The organism is Dyadobacter sp. NIV53, from assembly GCF_019711195.1.
In the GTDB taxonomy this organism is placed as follows: Bacteria; Bacteroidota; Bacteroidia; order Cytophagales; family Spirosomataceae; genus Dyadobacter.
The window spans coordinates 5,212,876-5,230,467 of record NZ_CP081299.1 but is presented as its reverse complement, the minus strand read 5'-3'; the positions used below and the strand labels follow the sequence as shown (position 1 = coordinate 5,230,467).

The window sequence follows — 17,592 nt, the reverse complement described above, 5'->3', positions numbered from 1 at the left end:
AAGGCAAATACTAAAACCGGGTATTTGCCTTTATTTTTTGCTGCCTGTTGGTCAGCTGGAAATAGCGTTTTAATCCGTTAAAAGGTGATTCAAATAAATACCATGAAAGGGACGCGACAACAATCAACATTATGAGGCTTATAACTTTCACAGAAGAATCATTCAGCAAAAAGGTTGTATGAAAAAACCGGTTCATCAGTTTGTCAACAAATGGTAACAGCAAAGCAGGAACCAGCATGTGATAAACATATAACCCGTAGCTGATCTTGCCAATATATTTTAAACCGGCATTGTTTAATATTTTTCCAAAAAATGTCTTAAAACCACCAGCATAACTTGCATTTGCTACAAAGTATAAGCAAAACATGGACATCGAAGTTCTGAAAAATAGTGTTTTGAGCAGCGAGTTTCCTTTGTCCAGGCAAATGAAAACAAACAAAGCAAAACCTGCAACTGCCAGTATGTTGAGTATTTTTAGAAATTTCTGAGGCGATTCGTTGTAAAATAAAATGTAAGCCCAAAGTGCACCTAAGCCGAAAGCATCCAGACAGGTTGGCATTAAAACACCTTCTTCATAACCATACACAGCAAGAATCCCCCTGGAAATAATTCCCATAACAATGATCAGAATGATCACACTTTTGAGATATTGCTGTTTTACGCTCAGTAATATTATCGGCCACAAAATATAAAACTGTTCCTCCACAGCCAACGACCAGAATGGCGATAATACATCGGACCAATTGTGCAGTCTTTCTATTAAAAAATTAGACAGATATAACACATAGTAAAACGGATGTGTGTACAATTCTGTCGAAACCTGGGGGATAAAAGCAATATATTTGACAAGCCAGATAATGAGAAGAGTCAGATAATACAATGGGAAAATCCGTAAAATCCTTCTGATCATGAATGTTTTATATGTAGAGGCAAAACCATGCGACTGCAAATAATTCCGGCTGGATAACAGGATACGCGTAATCAGAAAACCGCTCAAAACAAAAAACAAAGTCACTCCTAACGGACCATTGGCAATAATATTAATTCCTTCTCCCTCAGGAAACCAATGAAAAACAATAACCAGGGCTATTGCAATTGCTCGTAATCCATCTAGCTGAGAGATATATTCTGTCTGTTTCTGCATCTTTGTTTTTGAACTGGCAACAAATTAAGGGATTTAATAATTAAAATTCATGTTAATGCCCGTATATGTTATTGCCTATACGTTTGCATTCTGTCCTCATTTTATTGCTTCAGTTATCTATAATTTATAATCACTAAGCCTGAATAATTTTGACTGGCTTATGGTTTTCATCCAGGGCTACAAATGTAAAAATACCGGTAACCGCTTTTTCCCGGCCTTCCTGATACATTTGTTCGACAAAAATATCGACCCGCACTTTCATGCTTGTATTGCCAACATGCTCAACTCTTCCAATGAGCTCAATGATGGTACCGGCAGGAATCGGATGGGTAAAATCAATTCGATCGGATGAAACTGTAACGCAGCGAAGCCTGGAAAACCGGGTGGCCGTAATAAATGCTATTTCGTCCATCATTGATAAAGCTGTTCCGCCGAAAAGCGTGTCATAATGATTGGTATTATTTGGAAAAACCGTTTTGAAAACCCTGGTTTCCGACTGGTTTATTTTTTCTTCAACTGTCATTTTTATTCCTGAAAGATTTTGAGAATTAAGATAAATGATGGTGGCGACCTATATAAATAAATCTCCCGGTGCCAGAGACAACCGGGAGATCACAAAATTTTAATGTTTTATTATATTATTGCTCAATTGCCACCGATTCACGCAGCAAGTTAGCCGCAGAAATCATATTACGCAATGCAGCTTCCGTTTCCGGCCATTTTCTGGTCTTTAATCCACAATCAGGATTTACCCAAAGGTTGCGTGCCGGAATCACTTTTAATGCCTTTTCCAATAGCAATGTGATTTCTTCTATTGTAGGTACACGAGGGGAATGAATATCATAAACTCCCGGCCCGATTTCATTCGGATAGTTAAAATCAGCAAATGCATCAAGCAATTCCATTTGCGAACGTGAAGTTTCTATTGTGATCACATCGGCATCCATAGCCGCGATAGAATCAATAATGTCATTGAATTCCGAGTAACACATATGAGTATGGATCTGCGTTTGGTCGGCCACACCTGCTGCACTCAACCGGAAAGCATCAACTGCCCATTTCAGATAATTTTTCCATGCAGATTTCCGCAATGGTAAACCTTCACGAATGGCAGGTTCGTCAATCTGTATGACTTTAATCCCGGCTTTTTCCAAATCAACCACTTCATCACGAATTGCAAGCCCGATCTGAAAAGTAGTGTCTTTCCTTGGCTGGTCGTCCCTAACAAATGACCATTGTAAAATCGTAACAGGACCCGTTAACATTCCTTTCACGAGCTTATCAGAATTTGCCTGTGCAAAAGCAGACCATCTTACGGTCATTGGTGCCGGGCGCTCTACATCACCATAAATGATTGGCGGCTTCACACAACGGCTGCCATAACTTTGTACCCAGCCATTTTGTGTAAATACAAATCCGGACAGACTTTCCCCGAAATATTCCACCATGTCGTTCCGCTCAAATTCACCATGAACCAGTACATCAATACCAAGATCTTCCTGCCACCGCAGCGATTTTACGATTTCCTCCTCAATACGGTTTTCATATTCCTGCTGCGTTAAAATTCCCTTCTTAAGATTAGCACGCAATTGACGAACATCGTCAGTCTGTGGAAAAGAACCTATTGTGGTTGAAGGAAATAACGGAAGTTTTAATTTTTCCAGTTGTATAATCTGCCTTGCTCCAAAATTGTTTTTCCTTTCAAAATCCTGCAACTCAATGGCTGTTACTCGTTTCTTAACCAAAGTTTTATGGATTAAAGTGGAAGTTCTCCTGCTTTCAATCGCTTTCTGGTTGGTTGTAAAAAGCTTATTTTTAATATAATCTGTCCCGGACAGTTTTGTGAGCGTCGAGACCTCAGCTAATTTTTGTTTCGCAAAAGCCATCCAGTTTTTAATTTCCGGAGTCAGTACTTCTTCATTTTTTTCAAGATCCAGGTCATGAGGACTGTGCAGAAGAGAAGACGACGGCGCAATTAATACCCGGTTTTCACCAATTATATCAACGGTTTTTTGAATAAAATCCAATGATTTTTTGTAGTCATTTTTCCAGATATTTCGCCCATCTACAACGCCCAGCGAAAGTAATTTAGTTGAATTTATAAAATCCCGGTCCGACAAAACAGCCGACAGACTTTCTTCGCCTCTTGTTAAATCAATATGTAAAGCAGCAACCGGAAGATTTGTAGCCAAAGATAAATTGTCCTCCAAAGCACCAAAATATGTGGCCAGAAGTATTCTTAAATTTGGAACTGCCTCATGAATCTGTGCATAAGCACTTTCCAAGGCAATCTTGTATTTATCTGTAAGATCCAGTACCAGGCAAGGTTCATCCAATTGAATCCACTCTGCACCCCGGGAAGCAAGTTCTTTTAGTATTTCGATATAAACAGGCAACAATTGATCTAGCAGATCAATCCTGTCAAATCCTTCTTCTTTTTCTTTACCTAAAAGCAAATACGTAACCGGTCCAAGTAAAACAGGTTTTGTAATAATTCCCTGCTGCCTTGCATCTTCGAATTCGAGAATGACTTTATCAGAATAACGGTTAAACTTTTGATTTTTAATAAATTCCGGCACAATGTAATGGTAGTTTGTATCAAACCATTTGGTCATTTCCATCGCTTTAATATCGACACCTTCGCGCTGAACACCACGCGCCATTGCAAAATAAAGATCCAGTTCCCGGTTCGATTTTCCGTCGATAAGCTGGTTGTAACGTTCCGGGATTGCACCTACCAATAAGGAAGTGTCCAAAACCTGATCATACAATGAAAAATCGTTCGATGGGATCAGGTCAATACCAGATTGCTGCTGTGTTTCCCAATTGCGGTGACGGATTTGCCTGGCAACTTTTTGTAATGCATCCCGGTCAATTTTCCCGGCCCAGTACTGTTCTGAGGCTTTTTTGAGTTCTCTTTGGCTTCCAACACGCGGATAACCCAAATTGTGTGATAACATAAAACTTGTGTTTAAAAGATTATAAAAACCTTCCGGAAACACCCTGCTTTTTTAGTTGAAAGTTTAAAGTTCACAGTTCAGAGCCCACGTTGGAATAGTAGCTTAAAAGAAAAATAAGCCACTTTCTGCGGTCATTTCATTTACTCCATAACAGGAATCAGTAAACATTTGCTACCAAATCCGTACGTCTTTTATTGGCTATCATTTTTCAAAAATTGTATCCAATAAAATATGTAAAATCAATGCGTGACGAAACCCTTACGTGAGGGAATAGCCATTGAGAGTAGAGGCAAGTCTCCTGGCTTGTGCCATTTTTACCGCCCTTCTCACCTATGATGGCAATGGGTCGCAAGGGTAAAAACTTTTCCGGTACTTCCGAAACGGCACTTACAGTAGCACGACTGCCCGTGAATTTCACACGGTTCCTTTTTAATTTCTGCTTTGAATGAGGACTCCACAGCGAAAACCACTACCCCGATTGACGGGTGTTCACAAAAGAACACTACAAAGATAGTAGAGTAAAAACTGACTTGTTTTCAATAAGCTTTATTTAAGTGAAGAAGAGCAAAAATTGAAATTGCGGGGAGATAAATTATCCTTTTTGAGGAAAAATCAGGTATTCGAAAAGTGAATATTTCCGTTGAATTTAATAACTTCTCTCTCAATGTTTCTTAACTTCTTAATGTTTAATAGCCATTCAGAAGTTAAGAAACATGAAGTTTTATTGTAAGAGTTCTCCCGCTTCTTTATCCAGAATAAACTCTGAATCTGAATGCTCCTGCAGAATGCTGGCCGGGAAATCCGTTGTTACCGGTAACGAAAGAGCACGCTGGATAACCGGGGCTTTTGCTTTTCCCGAGGCAATCAATATCGCTTTCTTCGCTTCCAGAATATGCCTGATCCCAACCGTTATACCTAACTTCAACTCTGTCGCCTGGTTAAAATATTTTTGCCCTACTTCTTTTGTAATCGTATCCAGTTCAGATACATGTGCATAAGTATCGAATGCCGTTCCGGGTTCATTCAAAGCTAAATGTCCGTTCATACCTACACCGAGTATAATCAGATCAAGACCTCCTGCTTTTGCTATTGCATCGTTGACGCGTTCACATTCTGTCTGAGGATCTTTGGCAAGTCCATCAAAAAATGTAATCTGATCTTCTCTGAAACCAATAGGTAAAAGGAAATCTTTATCTAATAAATCACGGCAGCTTCCGTCATCATTAGCACCAAGCCCAATCCATTCATCCAGACCAATAAAGGTACATTTGGTGAAATCAGTTTCTCCGGATATATGTGCCGCAACCAATTCCTGAAACAAACCTAAAGGTGTACTTCCGGAAGGCAGGCAAATTACAGCTGTTGGTTTTTGTCTTAGAAGTGCAATAACCTGATTAGCGGCAGCTTGGCTTAAAGTAGTATAGTCGTTGTATATGCTGATTTTTGGAGGCATGAATTGGAATAGTCAAAGATCATTTTAGTAGTTACAACTGGTGAGGATTAAGCACTACCAGTCCATTTATATTTTTAAAATCATTAGTATTTCTTGTTATGACAGTTAAATTATGAATTAAAGCAGTGGCGGCTATAATAGCATCTCCCAATTTTAGTTTCTGATAATTTTTTCGCAATTCAATAGTTTGCTCAATCACAGAGTCATTTAGAGACAGAAGTGTTGCTAAACTTATAAACTCTTTCAATTCCAGCATTCTTGCCGGAATACTTTCATTGAAACCCAATACCTCAATCTTCACTATCGACGAAATCAAAAATTCCTCATCAATTATCTGATTGATGAAATTTTGTCCATTTGAAGGAATTCTTTTTGCAATGTAATCTATTACGGCATTACTATCCATTAAAAATCTCTGTTCCATTCAGATCTAGCTTTTTTTAAATATTCCTGCATTTCATCTGCCTCCTGGTTTGAAATGATACCAACAAAGTCTGACGGTTTTTTTCTTTTTGAAGGTTGAAATTTTAATACTTTTTCTTCCAATTCTTTTAAATCTTCATGCTTGGCAGTTATTGTATTCCAATCCTCAATTGGAATAATAATAGCAGTTTTCTCCCCGTTCTCGTTCGAAATGTATTGCAGATCCATATTTTAAGGACTTTAAGATAAATTTTCATGGAATTTACAAAATCAAATCCAGTCCCAATCAACTCTAAAACATTTATCCACAAAAAAATACCAAAAACTCCCCTCCCAACCCTAACTTTACAAAATCAACTGACGGTTGACCGTATTACCTTTTACCTTTTAACATTCATTACATTCAAAAAATGGAATACCGTATAGAAAAAGACACCATGGGTGAAGTGCAGGTACCTGCTCATGTATATTGGGGCGCACAAACACAACGCTCTATCCAGAATTTCCCAATTGCACAGGATATCAATAAAATGCCAAAGGAAATCATTAAAGCCTTTGCATATCTGAAAAAAGCGGCGGCAATTACCAATTACGAAGCAGGCATTTTACCTAAGGAAAAAAGTGACCTGATTGGCGAAGTATGTGACGAAATACTGACTGACAAGCTGGATGACCAATTTCCACTTGTTGTATGGCAAACCGGTTCTGGCACACAGTCGAACATGAACTGTAATGAAGTAATTGCATACCGCGGACATGTAATGCAGGGAGGTGATCTGGCTGATAAAACAAAAGTGCTACACCCAAATGACGACGTTAATAAATCGCAGTCATCCAACGATACCTTCCCAACGGCCATGCACATTGCGGCTTACAAGATATTGGTCGATGTAACCATCCCCGGGATTACCAAACTTCGGGATACTTTAAAAGCGAAATCGGAAGCATTCAGGAATGTGGTTAAAATTGGCCGTACACACTTTATGGACGCCACTCCGCTTACCCTGGGCCAGGAATTTTCCGGTTATGCGTCACAGCTGGATCATGGTTTACGTGCTATATTCCATACATTATCTCACTTATCTGAACTTGCACTAGGCGGAACCGCAGTTGGAACTGGCATTAATACACCAGAAGGTTATTCTGAAAATGTAGCTAAACACATCGCTTTACTGACAGGTTTACCGTTCATAACGGCTGAAAATAAATTTGAAGCATTAGCAGCACATGATGCTATTGTGGAGGTACACGGCGCATTGAAAACAGTTGCTGTAAGTCTGATGAAAATCGGCAATGATATCCGTATGCTGTCTTCCGGGCCGCGTTCCGGTATTGGCGAAATTCATATTCCTGACAACGAACCGGGAAGTTCTATCATGCCGGGAAAAGTGAACCCGACCCAATGCGAGGCAATGACCATGGTGGCGGCTCAGGTGATGGGGAATGATGTTGCGATCAGCATTGGCGGATCAAACGGACACTTTGAACTGAATGTTTTTAAACCTATGATGGCTTATAATTTCCTTCATTCGGCACGTTTGATTGGTGATGTTTGTGTTTCATTTAATGATAATTGTGCAATAGGAATTGAACCGTTGCATGAAAATATTAAAAAACATGTAAACAATTCTCTGATGCTGGTAACATCGCTGAATACGAAAATCGGTTATTACAAGGCAGCAGAAATTGCTCAGACTGCACACAAAAACGGATCAACTCTGAAAGAAACGGCAGTGGCACTGGGATATGTTACACCTGAGGAATTTGATGCCTGGGTAAAGCCGGAAGAGATGGTTGGTGATAATAAATAATCAGTCGGCTCATTGTAACTGATTTAAAATACTGCCCTGCATTTCAACGCGGGGCTTTTTGTTTTACCTTGCATCCTGAATTCCTAAACAAACAACATGAAATTTCTGTTTTCAAAAGCCTTGCTCTTTACACTCGTTTTTATTCTTTCAAATATCCTGGGATTTTGTCAGAAAAAAGAAGAAAAGCCTACACTAAAACTCTGGTACGACGCACCTGCAACAGACTGGATGACACAGGCTCTCCCACTTGGCAATGGTTATCTAGGTGTAATGTTTTTTGGTGATCCGGGTGAAGAACGATTGCAATTTTCAGAAGGAAGCCTGTGGTCTGGCGGTAAAAATGCAAATACAGATTATAATTTCGGTTTAAGAAAAGATGCTTATAAAAATCTGCCAAAAGTAAGAGAATTGCTGGCGCAGGGAAAACTGGAAGAAGCGCACAAACTGGCCAACACAGAACTGACCGGAATCATCCATGATAAAAACGGCAGCAGTGATTTTGGCGCGCAGCAACCTATGGGCGATTTATTTGTCAGCGTTTCACACAAAGGTGAAATTGAAAACTATCGCAGAGAACTTGACATTTCTATGGCCAAAGGAAAAGTTTCGTATCAGGCAGGAAAAGATAAATTTGAAAGAACATTTTTTGGAAATTACCCTTCAAAAGTGATGGTTTATAAATTTTCCTCCACATCTGCTGAAACCTATTCCGTCCGGTTTACAACGCCACACCAAAAGGAATATGAAAAGTTTGACAAGAACCAATACACTTTCGGTGGAAGTTTAAAGGACAATCATCAGGAATTTGAAACAACTTACAGGATTGATACAGATGGAAAAGTAACTTATGAAAATGGTGTACTGACTATAAAAAATGCGCGCATTGTTACACTGATCCATACTGCATCCACTGATTATGTATTTCAGTTTCCCACTTATAAAGGCAAGGATTACAAAAAAGAAAATCTGAATACGATGACCGCCCTTGCTGGTAAAAACTTTGATTTTTTACTAAAGGAACAGCAAAAAGATTATAAAAATCTGTTTGACAGGGTTTCATTAAAATTAGGTAGTCCAAAGGATCAGAACAACCTGCCAACTAACCAGCGACAAATACAGTATTTTGAAGGAATGTCTGATCCCGGTTTTGAGGAATTATACTTCCAGTATGGCCGTTATCTGATGATTTCTTCTACGCGTCCGGGTACGATGCCCATGAGCCTGCAAGGAAAATGGAACGATAATACCAATCCGCCCTGGTCTAATGACTACCATACGAATATCAATATCCAAATGCTTTACTGGCCTGCGGAAGTTACCAATCTTTCTGAGTGCTTTTTGCCACTTTCTGATTTTACAAAATCCATTGTTGAACCTGGAAAACTGGCGGCTAAGGAATTCTTCAATGCACCAGGCTGGACAGTCAATACCATGCTGAATCCTTATGGTTACACTTCTCCGGGATGGGATTTCCCATGGGGATTTTTTCCTGGCGGCGCGGCATGGCTATCACAACACATGTGGGAGCATTATGCTTTTACACAGGATCAGGATTATCTGAAAAACACAGCATATCCGATAATGAAGGAAGCAGCTTTATTCTGGATGAGCTATTTATCGGAAGACGGAAAAGGCCATCTGGTTTCTTCTCCCTCCTATTCGCCTGAACATGGCGGCATTTCTACCGGTGCCAGTATGGATCATGAAATTGCGTGGGATATTTTAACCAACACCATTGATGCAGCCAGAATATTAAATACCGATGCTGATTTTATTTTAAAGGCGCAGGTAATTAAAGATAAAATATTGCCATTAAAAATCGGCCGTTGGGGCCAATTACAGGAATGGAATGAAGATGTTGACGATTCAACTGACAAACACCGCCACGTTTCGCATTTGTTTGCATTACATCCTGGTAAACAGGTTTCTATCACAAAAACTCCGGCAGAAGCTGAGGCCGCAAAAGTAACTCTAAATGCCCGTGGAGACGATGGAACTGGATGGTCACTTGCATGGAAAGTAAATTTCTGGGCGCGGTTACAGGACGGAAACCGTGCTTATAAGTTATTCAAAAGCGTATTGCGACCGGTGGGCGATAAAGGCACAAACATGGCAAATGGCGGTGGATCTTACTCTAATCTGCTATGTGCGCATCCCCCTTTCCAACTGGATGGTAATATGGGCTCAACAGCCGGTGTAGCTGAAATGCTTTTACAGTCGCAGGCAGGAATGATAGAATTACTGCCTGCTTTACCGGAAGCCTGGCAGGAAGGCGAAGTAAAGGGTTTGAAAGCAAGAGGCAATGTCACAGTAGATGAAAAATGGGTGGATGGAAAACTCGTATCCACTACGCTGTCTTCCACAAATCCTCAAAAACAAATAATAAAATATGGTACAAAAACGCTTGAAGTAAATCTGGTACCAAACAAACCTCAAACCATATTAATTGGAAGTTTTAAATGAAATGATCGTTTTCAATATCTCATGAATATCCGTGAAGAGCTTTTAAAATACCAGGTTCAATCCAAAGAAAACGCATTACGCATTGCTGAATATGCTGTTTCTTCTGAGGAGAATTTCATGGAGCTGATTGATTGTTTTACAGCTGAAAATGTAAAGCTGGCGCAAAGAGCGGCATGGAGTGTGAGCTGGGCAGCAAAGAAAAACCCGGAAATTGTACAGCATCATATAGGTTTACTCGTTAGTCAGTTAACGAAAACAAATATTCATGATGCAGTCATCAGGAATAGTATCCGGATTTTGCAGGATATGGAAATACCCGCTGCATTTCATGGAGAATTATTAAGTGCTTGTTTTGATTTTATACAAAAGCGCAATACACCCATTGCGATTAAAGCATTTTCATTAAATGTTCTTTTTAATCTTTCAAAAATTTACCCCGAAATAAGAAATGAATTGAAAATGATCGTTCTTCAGAATATAGATTATGAAACAGCTGCGTTTAAATCAAGGGCAAAGAAAATACTTGCAAAGATTTGAATGAATAACTATTATTCACGTTTAATTGCGCCTAACAGGCTCCACAGTCCGGTTTTTTTATACATTATAGCTGATTTGCTAAACTCCACTGAATGAAAAATACAATATTCATATTATTGATCGTGCTTGAATTAACAGCTTGCAGTCAGCAAGTCACGAACCATACGCCGGGAATGGAACACGGAGAAAAGGGCCCGGCGCGTTATTCGGATCAGTTAATGAATAAGTTAGAGAACGGAATTGATTTTATTGCTTCTGGCACTGAACCATTCTGGTCTCTCGAGATTGATTTTGACAAACGCATTTATTTCAAAGGTGTTCATGGTGATTCTATTCAGACAATGGTACCGGAAGGAATCCGGCTGCAGGATGTAGCTGCTACCAGTTACAGGGCAAAAACCGGTTCTGATTATTTTACAATTATTATTTACGACCAGCCCTGTATTGACAATCTTTCCGGTAATGAGCTGCCTAAAAAAGTAGAAATTACAATGACAGATAAACAGTATAAAGGCTGCGGCTCCTATCTTTCGGATTATCGCCTGAATGATATCTGGGTATTGGAAAGCATCAATGATGCTAAAATTGATACTGCCAATTTTCCAAAAGGCTTACCACGCATAGAACTGAATTTAACACAAAATCAAGTATTTGCATTTGCCGGCTGTAACGAGTTCAACAGCTCAATAGAAGTTCAGGGAAAAAAATCCGTTTCGGTAGATTTTCCGGAACATTGATGGCCTGTCCAAATATGAATTTTGAAAGCAGTTATCTGAGCCGTCTGGCTAATAAAACGATACCATTCAGGATCGAACCGGGCAAACTCTATATACAGGTAAGCAATGATTCAACATTTAATTATAAGAAAGTAGATTAACCAGAATACCGGCAGCAAATACCTGAACACCAATTTCAACTGTGATTTATCAGTAGAAAAATAGCAAATCCTGTCTTTATAATTTTTCAATTAACCGGTTCGTCCCATAAGTTATCGTTACAAAAATCACGTTGTTAAATAACTTCCGATACCCGATACGAATTTATTAACATGCTTTTTTGGATCGCCTCCTACCCACAATTAAGAGTGTTTTTCGATGGAATGTTATGCATGATGGCGCTTTATGCGTTATTTTCTTACACCCTGCACCGAAAAGCAATTTATTGGCAATATGCGCTTTACATTGCCTGCATGGTCACTACGTTTTACTGGGATGATATTGATTACGGCCAGGTGAATTACTTACCTGGTGTCAATTTAAAAGTAGTTATTATTGAATCAACAGCATTTTTACTTTATATCCGTTTTGCTGTTTTATTAATTGAAATTCCTCGTCTCGATCCGTTCAGTTACCGCATTCTAAGGATTATGAGCCTATTGTTATGTATAGAAATGGCTTCGGATTTCTTCTTTTATTTCCTTAACACATCTGCCATTTTCAAAAGTAACAGTTACATCCTTTTCCGGTGTATTCTTGCAGCCGGTGCACTGATAGTTGTTCCGAGGATATTAAAACTTCGACAGATTGCAGTTGTTTATTTTATAGCTGGTTCGCTCTTCTTTGTATTAGGCTGTTTGCTGTCACTTATAATTAATTTCATCCCTGATGTTTTTAATCGCAACCCGTCAAACCCGCTGTCGTTTCCAATCACATATATGGAACTTGGCGTTATCATGGAAGTAATGTGTTTCATTTTGGGTATGTCAGTAAAAAACCGAAAAAATGAGCTTGAAAAGATAGAGGCACAAAAGCAATTAATCGAACAATTGTGTGAAAATGAAAAAAAACAGTCTGCCTTGATGCGTATCAGGGATGATATTTCCCGTGACCTGCACGATGAACTGGGTGCAGACCTGGGAAGTATCAGTGTACTGAGCCATGCCGCATTGAGGCAGCTAAAAAACCTGGATCCGGCAACTGAAAATACCATAAATGTAATTGGAGAAACTTCAAGAAAAGTGATTGCGCGAATGAGAGAGATCATTTTAAGCCTTCATTCTGATAAGGATTCTATTGGTAATTTTTCATTCAGGGCAAAAGAAACAGCGTATGCCCTTTTTGAGCTTTATCCTATTGAGCTGCATCTGGACATGCCCGCTGAGGAAGTTGACTCGCACATCCCAACAGAATATAAGCGAAATTTGTTTTTAGTTTATAAAGAGATTTTACATAACATTGTACGCCATTCCAATGCCCAAAATGTATACATCAGGCTATTTTTGGAAAATAATTATCTTAACCTGATTGTCAGGGATGATGGTATCGGATTTGTATATAATGAAAACAAAAGCAGAGGTAATGGCCTTTTTAATCTGAGGCAACGCACTTCCGTATTTGCAGGGAAATTTCTGTTGGAAAGCCATCCCGGGACAGGAACGATTGTAAGTATTAAATGTCCGATAAATCAGGACATTTTTGTTCTCTGAAATTAAGAATAGCCGGTAACATGATTACATTAACAGGTAAAAACACGATATACTTTCTTTTAACTATAAAAACCAATGATTGTTTATTGCCATTCATCAATAGATGAAGCACTTCGTTCAAAACTGACCGATGCTTTGTCTCCCAAACATGTCATTCATTTCAGTGCTGACATTAATGATAATGAAGCACAAAATATATTTCAGACCGCTGATTTCATTCTTGGAAACCCACCTGTTGAATGGTTTGAAAATAAACCTGCGAATTTAAAATTCTGGCAGCTCGACTCAGCTGGATTTGACCAGTATTCAGCTATTGGTTTGGATAAAAATGTGAAAGTAGCAAATATGGGAAACTGGTTTGCACGCCCTTGCGCCGAAACCATTGTGGGCGGAATTTTAACTTTATACAGAGGATTGGACACGCTGATTCATCTCAAGGAACAAACTGAATGGATAGGTGCAAAATTACGTTCCGAGCTTAGGATTTTACACGAGCAAAATGCAGTGATCCTGGGAGCTGGTACAATCGGGCAGTCTGTTAATGCAATCCTGAAAGGCTTTGGCTGTTACACGCATTTACTGGCGCGTACTTCTCCGGATGCCGATCTGCATAGCCGCGAAGATCTGTTTCATGAATTGCCTTATGCTGACCTGGTTATTAATACGCTGCCTGGAACAGCTACTCATTTCGTAAATGGGGAATTTTTGCGGCAATGAAAGAAAACAGTATTTACGCAAGTGTAGGCCGTGGAAGTACTACAGACGAAAATGCTTTGATTGAAGCATTGAAGTCCGGGCGCCTGAGCGGGGCTGTTCTGGACGTAACCGAAGTAGAGCCTCTACCAGCTGAAAACCCGTTGTGGAAAATGGATAATGTGATATTAACACAGCATACCGGTGGCGGGCGAAAAGATGAACACGTAGGAAAAGTAGACCTGTTTCTGAACAATATCTTTGCAATTGAAAACGGCAGCGCACTGTTCGACGAAGTGGATCTATCAAAAGGGTATTAAAAAATTAAGATTTACCCCGATGAGCACAATGGTTTTCGCAATGGACACTATGGTGTTTTTTATAATGATTGCGCCCATCGCGGTTAAAAAACTAACAGAATGCTAACTACAGAAAAAAATACAGCTGATCAGATCAAGGAAAAATACTTTCAGAAATTCGGGAATGCTGATGGTACAGATAAACCAAGAATTTTTCGATCTCCCGGGCGAATTAATCTGATCGGGGAGCATACAGATTATAATAATGGTTTTGTTTTGCCTGCCAGTGTGGACAAAGCGGTATATTTTGTGATTTCACCAAGAGAGGACAATCAGGTGATTTTGCATGCAGCTGATTTGGACGAAACTTATACATTTACACTGGATGATCTTTCCAAGCCCGAACAATCCTGGGCATTGTACCAGATTGGAGTTATTGAACAGATTCAAAAAATGGGTCATGTCATTGGTGGATTCCAAACCACTTTTGGCGGAGATGTTCCTGTTGGTGCAGGAATGTCGTCCTCGGCCGCTTTGGAATGCTGCCTTTTATTTGGTTTGAGTGAAATGTTCGACTTGAAACTGGACAAGTTCACTATTGTGAAAATGGGACAGAAAGTAGAGAACGAATATGTTGGCGTCCAAAGCGGGATTATGGACCAGTTTGCTTCCGTATTCGGAAAAGAGGAATCCGTTATCCGTCTGGACTGCCGCTCGCTGGAATATGAATACTTTCCTTTTCTGATGAAAGATTATCTTCTTGTTTTATGTGATACGAGTGTAAAACATTCACTTGCAAGTTCCGAATACAATACCAGAAGGCTGGAATGCGAAAAAGGTGTTTCTATTTTACAAAAATACCATCCTGAAATAAAAAGTCTCAGAGATGCTTCACCGGAATTGGTTGCACAGCATCAGGATGAATTGGGGGACGTGGTTTATCGTCGCTGCAAATATATGACAGAGGAAATTCTTCGTGTCCAGGAAGCATGCGATTTTTTGGTACAGGGCGATATGGAGAATTTTGGTAAAGAAATGTATGCAACACACAACGGATTACAGCACGAATATGAGGTTAGCTGCGACGAACTGGACTTTCTGGTTGAACAGACTTTAGACAATTCTAATGTGCTTGGAGCGCGTATGATGGGCGGCGGATTTGGAGGCTGTACAATTAATCTTGTTAAAATTGATGCGGTGGAAGACTTTGAAAAAAGTATGAAAACGGCTTATAAAGAACAGTTTAATATAGATTTGCCTTGTTATCGTGTAAAAATCACTGGCGGAACAGAAGAATTGAAGTGAATAGAATAAATGGTGTTACTGCTTTTGTATAGAATAGCCGCAAACTCTTAAATCCTTTTTAATGAAAAAATTACTTTTCTATTCACTGCACTGATTGCTTTTGGCTTGTTCAGTTGCTCTAAATCCAGTAAAGAACAGACCATGACCAGTACAATTTCCAAAGAAGTATTCGGGCAACTTCCTGATGGACAGACGGCCGATTTGTATACCCTGACTAATTCCAAAGGCATGACCGTGAACATTACCAATTACGGAGGAATTATCACCAAACTTACTGCTGCTGACAAAAAAGGCGAATGGGCAGATGTGGTATTAGGCTTTGATTCACTGCCTCCTTACCTGAAAGGGCATCCGTTTTTTGGTGCCCTTGTGGGAAGATATGGAAATCGTATTGCGAAAGGGAAATTTAAACTGAACGGTAAGGAATATAAACTGGCAATCAATAATGGCCCGAATGCTTTGCACGGAGGACTTAAAGGATTTGATAAACAGCTTTGGAAAACTACCGAGATCAAAAAAGATTCAACCGTTGGACTGCAACTGGAATATACGAGCAAAGACATGGAAGAAGGCTATCCGGGAAATCTGACTGTGAAGATTATCTATACTTTGGCTAATGACAATTCTTTAACCATTGACTATACTGCTACAACTGATAAGGAAACCGTAATTAATCTGACCAACCATTCTTACTTCAATTTATCAGGACTGAAACGTGATATACTTGGACACGAAGTTACTATTCTGTCGGACAGCATTGTACCGGTTGACACGACGTTAATTCCAACCGGCAAATTACGTGCAGTAGAAGGAACACCGTTTGATTTTAGAAAATCTGCTATTGTAGGAACAGGAATTGACAAGACAGATGATGAGCAAATTAAAAGCGGAGGCGGTTATGACCATTGCTGGGTTCTGAAACGTGAAGATAAAGGTCTTATGCAATTTGCAAAAGTAAAAGATCCTGAAAGTGGAAGAGTAATGGAAGTTTCCACCACCGAACCTGCTGTTCAGTTTTATACCGGCAATTTCCTGGATGGCAGTTTGTCCGGTAAAGGAGCCACATTCAGCAAAAGATTTGGCCTGTGCCTGGAAACGGAACATTATCCGGATTCTCCAAACCAGCCACAATTTCCCTCAACCGTATTAAAACCTGGCAAAACTTACCATACAACTACAATGTATAAGTTTTCGGCGGAGTAAAATTTCAGCCACGAATGCACTAATTTGCACGAATGTTAAAGAATAACGATTTGTGTAGATTATTGCATCCGTGGCGTTTTCTATGAGCCGTTTTTGCTTTTTTTAGTTAATTTTGATAATGCCGACTATATTACTTATAAATGGATTTCGTTTTTTCTTTTATTTAAACGAGCACGAACCAATTCACATTCATGTATCCAAAGGCGATAGCGAAGCAAGGATAGTTTTAATTCCTGCCATTGATGTTTCTTACTGCAGAGGATTTAAGAAAAACGAATTGCGAACCATCATTGAAATAATTATTGACAATTATGAAAAAATCATCGAAAAGTGGCATGAAACCTTTGATAAGTAAAGAGTTAACAGAACTTTTGAATGATAATGATAATAACGATGTCATTGTTAGCACTGACGAATTTGATAAAATCATTAAAGACAACCATTTAAAAATTCAACGTTTCGCATTCTTTAAAGATTTGGATCTTGTAATTTTCATTTTAAACAATCGCCGCATTATTCAAAGACCACTTTCTTCATATCCTATACTTGAACAAGCAATTGAAGAAAAGTTAAATCAATATAAAGTATCTGATTACGGTATTCATTGGCCAGAAATTGATGCAGATTTAAGTTTGCGAGGGCTATTATTAGAAGAAACTGTAAAACTGGCTGTATGAGTTATTACAGTGACAATCAGAGTTGTCAATGCTATATATATATATCAAATTACAAGATTCTCATTACCTTTTCGGATGGTAAGCAACAAGAAGTAAACTTTGAGAACTTTCTTGAAAAAATTCCCATCCTCAATTCGCCGAATATCTGGATTTGAAAAAATTTAGAAAATTTAAAATTGAAAGAGGAAACCTTGTTTGG

18 protein-coding genes and 1 riboswitch are annotated in these 17,592 nt (G+C 39.1%); of the genes, 12 read left to right on the top strand and 6 right to left on the bottom strand.

The window, feature by feature from the left end:
- Positions 1-10: 10 nt before the first annotated feature.
- The 6 genes from KZC02_RS21650 to KZC02_RS21625 form a co-directional block, all read right to left on the bottom strand.
- Positions 11-1,144, bottom strand: a complete 1,134-nt coding sequence (locus tag KZC02_RS21650) for an acyltransferase (protein ID WP_221390601.1) — start codon at positions 1,142-1,144, stop codon at positions 11-13.
- A gap of 133 nt (positions 1,145-1,277) precedes the next feature.
- Positions 1,278-1,667 (bottom strand): acyl-CoA thioesterase, encoded by a 390-nt coding sequence (locus KZC02_RS21645; protein ID WP_221390600.1) that lies wholly within the window; start codon positions 1,665-1,667, stop codon positions 1,278-1,280.
- 115 nt (positions 1,668-1,782) lie between these two features.
- Positions 1,783-4,104 (bottom strand): 5-methyltetrahydropteroyltriglutamate--homocysteine S-methyltransferase, encoded by a 2,322-nt coding sequence (metE, locus tag KZC02_RS21640; RefSeq protein ID WP_221390599.1) that lies wholly within the window; start codon positions 4,102-4,104, stop codon positions 1,783-1,785.
- A 270-nt stretch (positions 4,105-4,374) separates the two neighbouring features.
- Positions 4,375-4,590, bottom strand: a riboswitch (cobalamin riboswitch).
- 235 nt (positions 4,591-4,825) lie between these two features.
- Positions 4,826-5,557: a glucosamine-6-phosphate deaminase gene (locus KZC02_RS21635; protein ID WP_221390598.1), complete on the bottom strand. Its 732-nt coding sequence runs from the start codon at positions 5,555-5,557 to the stop codon at positions 4,826-4,828.
- 31 nt (positions 5,558-5,588) lie between these two features.
- Complete coding sequence (locus KZC02_RS21630) at positions 5,589-5,981, bottom strand: type II toxin-antitoxin system VapC family toxin (RefSeq protein WP_221390597.1); 393 nt, start codon at positions 5,979-5,981, stop codon at positions 5,589-5,591.
- Positions 5,963-6,208, bottom strand: a complete 246-nt coding sequence (locus tag KZC02_RS21625; RefSeq protein WP_221390596.1) for a hypothetical protein — start codon at positions 6,206-6,208, stop codon at positions 5,963-5,965. The genes KZC02_RS21630 and KZC02_RS21625 overlap by 19 nt, the downstream gene beginning before the upstream one ends.
- Before the next feature lie 182 nt (positions 6,209-6,390).
- Here KZC02_RS21625 and fumC point away from each other — a divergent pair, with 182 nt between their 5' ends.
- The 12 genes from fumC (at position 6,391) to KZC02_RS21570 (ending at position 17,393) form a co-directional block, all read left to right on the top strand.
- Positions 6,391-7,791, top strand: a complete 1,401-nt coding sequence (gene fumC, locus KZC02_RS21620) for a class II fumarate hydratase (RefSeq protein WP_221390595.1) — start codon at positions 6,391-6,393, stop codon at positions 7,789-7,791.
- 96 nt (positions 7,792-7,887) lie between these two features.
- On the top strand, positions 7,888-10,254 hold the full coding sequence (locus tag KZC02_RS21615; RefSeq protein ID WP_221390594.1) for a glycosyl hydrolase family 95 catalytic domain-containing protein: 2,367 nt from the start codon (positions 7,888-7,890) through the stop codon (positions 10,252-10,254).
- A gap of 21 nt (positions 10,255-10,275) precedes the next feature.
- On the top strand, positions 10,276-10,791 hold the full coding sequence (locus tag KZC02_RS21610) for a hypothetical protein (protein WP_221390593.1): 516 nt from the start codon (positions 10,276-10,278) through the stop codon (positions 10,789-10,791).
- Between the two features lie 92 nt (positions 10,792-10,883).
- Entirely contained in the window at positions 10,884-11,528 is a 645-nt protein-coding gene (locus KZC02_RS21605; RefSeq protein ID WP_221390592.1) for a hypothetical protein, read from the top strand.
- Positions 11,529-11,542: 14 nt separating this feature from the next.
- Positions 11,543-11,668 carry a hypothetical protein gene (locus tag KZC02_RS21600; protein ID WP_229253719.1) on the top strand — a complete coding sequence of 42 codons (126 nt, stop codon included), beginning with the start codon at positions 11,543-11,545 and terminating at the stop codon, positions 11,666-11,668.
- Between the two features lie 171 nt (positions 11,669-11,839).
- Positions 11,840-13,216 carry a histidine kinase gene (locus tag KZC02_RS21595; RefSeq protein WP_221390590.1) on the top strand — a complete coding sequence of 459 codons (1,377 nt, stop codon included), beginning with the start codon at positions 11,840-11,842 and terminating at the stop codon, positions 13,214-13,216.
- 75 nt (positions 13,217-13,291) lie between these two features.
- Positions 13,292-13,933 (top strand): NAD(P)-dependent oxidoreductase, encoded by a 642-nt coding sequence (locus KZC02_RS32580; protein WP_255636940.1) that lies wholly within the window; start codon positions 13,292-13,294, stop codon positions 13,931-13,933.
- Positions 13,930-14,229: an NAD(P)-dependent oxidoreductase gene (locus tag KZC02_RS32575; protein WP_255636939.1), complete on the top strand. Its 300-nt coding sequence runs from the start codon at positions 13,930-13,932 to the stop codon at positions 14,227-14,229. Before KZC02_RS32580 ends, KZC02_RS32575 begins: the two co-directional genes overlap by 4 nt.
- A 99-nt stretch (positions 14,230-14,328) precedes the next feature.
- Entirely contained in the window at positions 14,329-15,513 is a 1,185-nt protein-coding gene (locus tag KZC02_RS21585; RefSeq protein WP_221390589.1) for a galactokinase, read from the top strand.
- A gap of 141 nt (positions 15,514-15,654) precedes the next feature.
- Positions 15,655-16,716, top strand: a complete 1,062-nt coding sequence (locus tag KZC02_RS21580; RefSeq protein WP_221390588.1) for an aldose epimerase family protein — start codon at positions 15,655-15,657, stop codon at positions 16,714-16,716.
- Positions 16,717-16,834: 118 nt separating this feature from the next.
- Complete coding sequence (locus KZC02_RS21575) at positions 16,835-17,071, top strand: DUF4160 domain-containing protein (protein ID WP_221390587.1); 237 nt, start codon at positions 16,835-16,837, stop codon at positions 17,069-17,071.
- Positions 17,028-17,393 carry a DUF2442 domain-containing protein gene (locus tag KZC02_RS21570; RefSeq protein ID WP_229253718.1) on the top strand — a complete coding sequence of 122 codons (366 nt, stop codon included), beginning with the start codon at positions 17,028-17,030 and terminating at the stop codon, positions 17,391-17,393. Before KZC02_RS21575 ends, KZC02_RS21570 begins: the two co-directional genes overlap by 44 nt.
- Positions 17,394-17,592: the final 199 nt, after the last annotated feature.

What these genes read in the sequence shown, in the direction of transcription:
- KZC02_RS21585 (WP_221390589.1), top strand. Translation starts at nt 14,329, where the DNA reads ATGCTAACTACAGAAAAAAATACAGCTGATCAGATCAAGGAAAAATAC.
- KZC02_RS21575 (WP_221390587.1), top strand. Translation starts at nt 16,835, where the DNA reads ATGCCGACTATATTACTTATAAATGGATTTCGTTTTTTCTTTTATTTA.
- KZC02_RS21645 (WP_221390600.1), bottom strand. Translation starts at nt 1,667, where the DNA reads ATGACAGTTGAAGAAAAAATAAACCAGTCGGAAACCAGGGTTTTCAAA.
- KZC02_RS21600 (WP_229253719.1), top strand. Translation starts at nt 11,543, where the DNA reads ATGAATTTTGAAAGCAGTTATCTGAGCCGTCTGGCTAATAAAACGATA.
- KZC02_RS21580 (WP_221390588.1), top strand. Translation starts at nt 15,655, where the DNA reads ATGACCAGTACAATTTCCAAAGAAGTATTCGGGCAACTTCCTGATGGA.
- KZC02_RS21595 (WP_221390590.1), top strand. Translation starts at nt 11,840, where the DNA reads ATGCTTTTTTGGATCGCCTCCTACCCACAATTAAGAGTGTTTTTCGAT.
- KZC02_RS21610 (WP_221390593.1), top strand. Translation starts at nt 10,276, where the DNA reads ATGAATATCCGTGAAGAGCTTTTAAAATACCAGGTTCAATCCAAAGAA.
- KZC02_RS21625 (WP_221390596.1), bottom strand. Translation starts at nt 6,208, where the DNA reads ATGGATCTGCAATACATTTCGAACGAGAACGGGGAGAAAACTGCTATT.
- KZC02_RS32580 (WP_255636940.1), top strand. Translation starts at nt 13,292, where the DNA reads ATGATTGTTTATTGCCATTCATCAATAGATGAAGCACTTCGTTCAAAA.
- KZC02_RS21650 (WP_221390601.1), bottom strand. Translation starts at nt 1,144, where the DNA reads ATGCAGAAACAGACAGAATATATCTCTCAGCTAGATGGATTACGAGCA.
- KZC02_RS21635 (WP_221390598.1), bottom strand. Translation starts at nt 5,557, where the DNA reads ATGCCTCCAAAAATCAGCATATACAACGACTATACTACTTTAAGCCAA.
- KZC02_RS32575 (WP_255636939.1), top strand. Translation starts at nt 13,930, where the DNA reads ATGAAAGAAAACAGTATTTACGCAAGTGTAGGCCGTGGAAGTACTACA.
- KZC02_RS21630 (WP_221390597.1), bottom strand. Translation starts at nt 5,981, where the DNA reads ATGGAACAGAGATTTTTAATGGATAGTAATGCCGTAATAGATTACATT.
- KZC02_RS21605 (WP_221390592.1), top strand. Translation starts at nt 10,884, where the DNA reads ATGAAAAATACAATATTCATATTATTGATCGTGCTTGAATTAACAGCT.
- KZC02_RS21570 (WP_229253718.1), top strand. Translation starts at nt 17,028, where the DNA reads ATGAAAAAATCATCGAAAAGTGGCATGAAACCTTTGATAAGTAAAGAG.
- fumC (WP_221390595.1), top strand. Translation starts at nt 6,391, where the DNA reads ATGGAATACCGTATAGAAAAAGACACCATGGGTGAAGTGCAGGTACCT.
- metE (WP_221390599.1), bottom strand. Translation starts at nt 4,104, where the DNA reads ATGTTATCACACAATTTGGGTTATCCGCGTGTTGGAAGCCAAAGAGAA.
- KZC02_RS21615 (WP_221390594.1), top strand. Translation starts at nt 7,888, where the DNA reads ATGAAATTTCTGTTTTCAAAAGCCTTGCTCTTTACACTCGTTTTTATT.